Below are 6,633 nucleotides of genomic sequence, written 5' to 3'. Positions count from 1 at the left end.
TTACGGCTTTAGCCCTTCTTCTACTTAACCTCACAATTCCTGAATTTGGTAAGCAAGCCAACAGCCTAACACTTTCGAATTTTCTGACCATGCTTGGCGTTTTACCACCAATCCTACTCTTGATCGGTTTATTGGATGTCTGGGTTCCTAAAGAAGTTATGATAAAATACATGGGTGAGCACTCTGGCATCAAGGGGCTTGGCATCGCCTTGCTTCTAGGCTCATTTGCAGCCGGTCCTTTATATGCCGCTTTTCCACTAGCCGCAATACTCCTTAAGAAAAGAGCACGTCTATCCTATGTCATGTTCTTCCTAGGTGTATGGTCAACAGCTAAGCTTCCCATGGTCATGTTTGAATACACGTCATTCGGTGCACTATTTACCATTTTACACATTACTACCAACCTAACAGTCTTCTTAATCGGGGCAATACTGATTGAAAAAATATTGTCCTCAGAATCAAAAGAAGCCGTGTATCAATCGGCTTCAGAGTTTTCTAAATAATAGGATTTAATGTGAATGTCTATGATGTAAGTCCGGCAAGTGTGCATGTCGATGCGTCATCACCTCATGCGTGTGTATATGTGAATGCTCACCTTTAAAATCAAGCGCATGATTATGATTGTGATGGCCATCACTGTGATTATGCTTGTGGTCATGTATCATGGCCTGATGTTCATGCTTGTGTTTGTGAACCTCTGTAACGGCAAAATATGCACCTAGAATCATTAAAAATAGAGCAAATAAGAAATGCTCCGTGATTTTTTCATGGAGCATTATCCATGAAATCATGACCCCTATAAAAGGGGCGGTCGCATAATAAGCACTGGTCCTCGCTGCACCGAGTTCCCTTTGTGCCATGATATAAAAATAAATGCTCATGCCGTATGCAAAAAAGCCCAAAACCGATGCGATTAAGATGTAAGTCAAGTTAAATGTAAAGGCTTTCAGGAAAATGGTAATCAACAAGGCCCCTGTACCTGATCCAATACCCTTTATTGTGACGATTTGAAGCGGGTCTTTCAGTGATAGCATTCGTGTACAGTTGTTTTCAAAGCCCCATGAAATACAAGCCATCAAAACGAATATCGAGCCAAGGGAAAAATGAAAATCGCTAAAGTTGCTTATGGATAAAAGCATACTTGAAATTGTAATGAGTATAATCGCAATCCATAACCGCTTGCCAATGGTTTCCTTAAAAATAATCATGGCAATCAATGAAGTCGCAACTATTTCAAAATTATTTAAAAGTGACGCATCTGATGATGTCGTCAGAGATAATCCAATCATTAGAAAGATCGGTGCCGCAATATCAAGCAGGATCATGCCCACAACATAAGGTAATTCCACTCTAGATATTTTCGCCTCTGAACTTTCTATCCCCTTGCTCTTTCTAAAGAGATTAAGGCCAATCATCCCTATACCAGCCCCCAAATATAGCAAGGCCGCCATAAAAGTTGGTGATAATTCAACAAGCAATAGCTTTGATATCGGTGCACTGATCCCATAGAGAACGGCCGCTAAAATCGCAAGGCCCACCGCTTTGTAGTTCATTATGTCTCCCCCTCAAATCTGTGTCATGAAAATGAATTGTCTATTTCATAATGTATTGTCTATCTATTATTGTATCAAATTTCAAAACAAATACCATTATACCTTCAATTCTTTTAGACACAATTTGATTTATTGACTTGTAGATTGATAGGGGTTGAAACATGAGTTGAAACATGGGTTGAAGACATCAAGAACGCTCAATCAATAAAGTTGAATTTCTATGCAACTTTTCCAGACTCATATAAAACTGTTTTTTTTCATCTTCTGTAAAATCAAGAAATATATTCTGTTGAATATCCTCCTGCACCTTTAAAAAATTTTCTACAATGTCCCTACCAGCATCCGTAATATAACACCTTATGTTTCTACGGTCCTTTGGATCGACCGTTCTTCTTACAAAGCCTTGATCCTCCAGTATCTTGATGGCTTTAGTCACACTTGCTTTTCCAACATTTTTGGTTCTAGCCAGTTCAAGTTGATTAATACCTGGATTCATATATATTTGAATAAAGTACTCAAATTGACCTTGTTTTACACCAAAAGGTTCTATTTTTTCCCCAATATAGTAGTTGATATTGGCAGTTATCCCCCTAATCAACGCGCCAAAAGCCATTGCCTTCATAGTATGCCTCCTTTTCCATATCACAAAACGGATTTTCAGATTTTCTTAATCGAGTTCTTAATTACAGACACCCATTTTTTAATTCTTATTTTAGGTTCTTATCTTTAGGTTCTTATCTTTAGGTTCTTATCTTTAGATTCTTATCTTCAGGTTTTTATGCTCTATAAATCATAACATAATTTTAGTTTACCAGTCAACTATACTGTCTAAAAATCATCGCATTTAACCACGATTTGAACCCAAAATATTTTAGCCATCTCATGATGCCTCAAATAATTTTCATCAACATGGTTCAAGGTTGAACATGCCTCATCAGAGCTTTTTGCTCAAATTCTATTGAATAAAATGATAAAAAAAGAGCCAAAGGCTCTTCTTTTCATACTATAGAAATCATGTGATTTCTCATTCTGACGATTTAACTTGTTGACACTTTTGCTTTCTCAATTGATGCCCCCAACATTCTGTAATAATTTTTCTACCAGCAAATAATGCTGTTAGTGCTGGATCTAATTTGGGTGCAATTTCAACGACGTCAAATCCTATAATAGGCAAATCAAACAAACCCCTGAGAAGGTTAAGCAACTCTCGCGAAGTTAAACCTCCAAATTGAGGTGTGCCAGTGCCACCAGCATATGCCGGATCCAAACAATCTATATCAAGCGTCATGTATACTTTGTTATAAGAGCTCATCTTTGACTTTACAGCTTCAATTACCGCATCCACACCCATTGCATTAAACTGATGTGCATTGATTACATTGACAGGATTCTCACTCAAGAACTTGTGCTCATCCATTTCAATGGATCTAATCCCAATGAAAAAAAGCTGATCCAAGCCCTTTATATTACTGAGCTCAAGAGCTCTTCTCTCAGTGGAACCATGTGACAAATAATCACCCTCTAAGGTATCACAGAGATCAAAGTGTGCATCAATATGAATGATACCAAAGGGTTCACTAAGTGCTTTATTTATCCCTCTTTGCACAGGGATTGTCGTTGAATGATCTCCACCAATCATCGTAAAGAACTTGTTTCTTATAACCAAATCACACACTGTATCTTCAACCGCTTTGAATAAGAGATTTCGATCATTTGCCGTCATATCACCTAAATCTTTAACTTTGAGTTCGGAGATATCTTCAAAATACTCTGTGGTTGGCGCTATGGTATAAGTGATTTCACGCAAGGCCTCTGGTGCCTCTTTTGCACCATTTCTAAAACTTACGCCCCCATCATAAGGAATCCCAAAAACGACCACGTCTGCCTCGTCAACGCCTATATCCGGCTTGTTTAAACCTGCCCAAATTGAACTTTCCTGTATCATTTCCTTTGTTCTCTTCATATTAATCTCCCATTTTAATTTATTCTTATGTGTTTTAATTAAAATGAGTCCTCCGTGCTTATGGCAAGCATGAAGCCGATTAAGTTATTGAACTTGATTCGCGACATAGAACAGCCCTCCATATTGCTATTTTAGCAATTTGGAGGGCCAGTATCAATCAAAATGCGATTATTTCTTTTATCATAAATTCTCTACCGCTTAAAAGTTCTGCATCTGCCCCCTTGCACTTGGGGCAAATTTTTTTATGTTCAATCAGATTGTAGACGGACTGGCAATTTCCGCAGATGGCATTTGCCGGTATTATTTCAATCCTGAGCTTGGTTTTCTCCAAAATTGTCCCCTCTACCGCTGCTGGAAAACAAGCTTCAACATATCTTGGTATCATTGACGAAAGTTCCCCAATTTGAAGGACCAAGGTATCAATTTTTGTAATTGAATTCTCCTTAGCAAAACCTTCTACTTTCTTAATAACCTCTATCACCACGCCAATTTCATGCAAAGCAAGACATCTCCTTTATTATAAGTCTCATTGAGGCTCTTAATTTTTATGTCCGAAGACGGCTTTCTTGACGGACTTCACTGCAATTCTGCCTTGACGTTTAACAGCATGTTTGATAACAGCCGACTTCATCTGGCTAAACTCAACTCCGGGACTGTCATATTTACGCTCCAAGGAGATGGCATCAAATTTACATTTTGTCGTGCACACACCGCAACCCACACATTGATAGACATCTGAGACCACTGCACCACAACCTAAACAGCGTTCTGTTTCTCTTTGAATTTGCGCTTCAGTGAATGTTGCCCTTAAATCTTTAAAAGTCTCCTTTGATTTTGAACCATCAACGTGAAGTGCTCTTTGTCTCGGCAACAGGTCATAGCCTTTCATATCGAGATTTGCCTTGTCAAGTGCACGATACTCGCGTTCTCTGCCAATCGCCAAGTTATCACCATGGACGAATCTGTGTATTGAAATTGCACCTTGTTTGCCAAGTGCGATTGCATCAATTGCAAACTTAGGCCCTGTGACGGCATCACCGCCTGCAAATACATCTTTTTCAGCTGTCTGATACGTTACAGGATCGACCATAAGGGTCTTATTAGGATTTAATGTCATTGCAGTGTCATCTACAAGATTTCCCCAATCCATACCTTGACCCACAGAAATTAGCACATGATTTGACATGATGACTTTCGTTTCGCCATCATCAAATTTCGGACTGAATTTGCCATCTTGATCAAAAACTGAAATACATCTTTGAAATTCAACGCCTTGCACCACACCGTTCTCATGTATAAGACGTTTAGGGCCCCATGAATTATTAATCTGAATGCCTTCAGATAAGGCTTCCTCAATCTCCTCTTCAAGGGCTGGCATGTCCGAACGACTTTCCAGACAGAAAAGATCCACTTTTGATGCCCCCATTCTTTCTGCTGTTCTAGCAACATCGATTGCAACATTGCCACCACCTATGACAATGGCTTGCCCCTCTAACTGTCCTGCCTTATCCAGACTAACATCTCTCAAGAATTCCACACCTGAGACCACACCTTTTGATGCTTCGCCTTCAAGCCCTAAATAACGACCACTTTGTGCCCCAATTGCAATATAAAAAGCACTAAAGCCCTGTTCTCTAAGTTTTGAAATCGTAATGTCTCGGCCCACTTCCACACCTGTTTTAAAAGACACGCCAAGCGCTTTTAAAACATCTATTTCAGCACTTACAATTTCTTTTCCCAATCTGAAAGAAGGAATACCAAGAGTCAACATGCCACCAAGTTTTGATTGTTTTTCAAATACACTTACCTGATAACCATCAACCGCCAAGAAATAGGCGCAGGATAATCCTGCTGGGCCAGCACCAATTATTGCAATTTTTTCCGGTCTATCTGCACGCTTTTCTGGGATAAATCTATTTGCTGCATTTAAATCCTGATCTGCAACAAATTTCTTGATTTCATCCACAGCCAAGGGTTCATCTAAATCAGACCTAGTACAAGCCGATTCACAATTTCTCGGACAGATCCGGCCGCATATCGCAGGAAATGGATTTTCTTTCTTGATAAGTTCAAGCGCTTCTTTGTATCTACCCTGCGATGCCATTTTTACATAACCTTGCACTGCAATATGGGCAGGACATTCTGCTTTACACGGACTGGTGCCTTCCGCATCAACCACTTTTCGGTTTCTATAGTCAAAATTCCACTTGTCCTTGCCCCATTTTGTATCATAAGGCGTCTCTTTTTCAGTTTTTAAATTACTTGTTGTGTTGGTACACAAATTTTGTCCAAGAACCAAAGCGTTGGCATGACAATTTTCCACACACTCACCACATGCCACACATTTATCACGGTCCACTTTAACCACATAGTTTGATCTTGAGAAATCTGGGTTTCGGTAAAAAGTTGTATTTCTGAGACCAAAGCAAGAGCAACCACAACAATTGCAGATCGCTAATGCCTTACCTGGCCCTGATAGATTTGGAATCTGATGTACCAAGCCTTCTTTCTCCGCATTTTGACAAATTTCAATGGCTTCAGCCTTGGTTATTTCACGGCCCTTTCCTGTCCTGATATAGTATTCTGCAGCGGGTCCAAGTTGAATACACATCTCTTCAACCGTATGACCACATCCCTCACCAATGATACGCATTGATGTACGACAAGCACAGTCGGCCACAGAGAAAACGTCGTGATTATTGAGTAGATAGGCAATCTCTTCATAAGACGCCCTTCTCGTGTCTCCCTCTATGGCACTCTCAATGGGTATAACACGCATTACCCCCAGCCCTACGGGCAAATTGCCTGCCATTAAGCCTCCTAGTTTTCGCGTATACTCCTCAAAACATTCACCGATAACAGGATACTTTTCCACATTTTCTTTGTTGGCAACCATATACTCCATGACTCCAGGTACAAAGAGCTCTAGAAAATAATAATCCTCGCCATTTTCTCTTTCCAATTTCACAGAACCGTCTACCGCCATCTTGTAAAGTACTTCTTCAACTTCTTTCTCAGACTTGCCACTAAGTTTTGCCACTTCTTTGATACTTTTAGGTTTTCTTATTTCCAAATGCAAAGCGATCTCTGCCATTTCATCCGTGGTGACAGGTTCTA

At 39.8% G+C, this 6,633-nt stretch carries 6 protein-coding genes; 1 reads left to right on the top strand and 5 read right to left on the bottom strand.

Going from position 1 to position 6,633, the window contains the following annotated elements; genetic code table 11:
* Nucleotides 1–503, top strand: a 503-nt coding sequence (locus AC220I_RS16080) for a permease (RefSeq protein WP_486724879.1), incomplete at its 5' end; no start/stop codon positions are given.
* Nucleotides 504–509: 6 nt separating this feature from the next.
* Here the strand turns inward: AC220I_RS16080 and AC220I_RS16075 are convergent.
* From AC220I_RS16075 to AC220I_RS16055, 5 genes are all read right to left on the bottom strand, one after another.
* Complete coding sequence (locus AC220I_RS16075) at nt 510–1,553, bottom strand: DMT family transporter (RefSeq protein ID WP_486724878.1); 1,044 nt, start codon at nt 1,551–1,553, stop codon at nt 510–512.
* Between the two features lie 187 nt (nt 1,554–1,740).
* On the bottom strand, nt 1,741–2,175 hold the full coding sequence (locus AC220I_RS16070) for a MarR family winged helix-turn-helix transcriptional regulator (protein WP_486724877.1): 435 nt from the start codon (nt 2,173–2,175) through the stop codon (nt 1,741–1,743).
* Nucleotides 2,176–2,577: 402 nt separating this feature from the next.
* On the bottom strand, nt 2,578–3,516 hold the full coding sequence (gene speB, locus AC220I_RS16065) for an agmatinase (RefSeq protein WP_486724876.1): 939 nt from the start codon (nt 3,514–3,516) through the stop codon (nt 2,578–2,580).
* 157 nt (nt 3,517–3,673) lie between these two features.
* Nucleotides 3,674–4,015, bottom strand: a complete 342-nt coding sequence (locus AC220I_RS16060) for a hydrogenase maturation nickel metallochaperone HypA/HybF (protein ID WP_486724875.1) — start codon at nt 4,013–4,015, stop codon at nt 3,674–3,676.
* 39 nt (nt 4,016–4,054) lie between these two features.
* On the bottom strand, nt 4,055–6,633 hold a 2,579-nt coding region (locus AC220I_RS16055; RefSeq protein ID WP_486724874.1), incomplete at its 5' end, for an FAD-dependent oxidoreductase.

It is taken from the genome of Fusibacter sp. (assembly GCF_057447755.1).
This window is presented reverse-complemented; position numbering and strand designations above follow the sequence as displayed.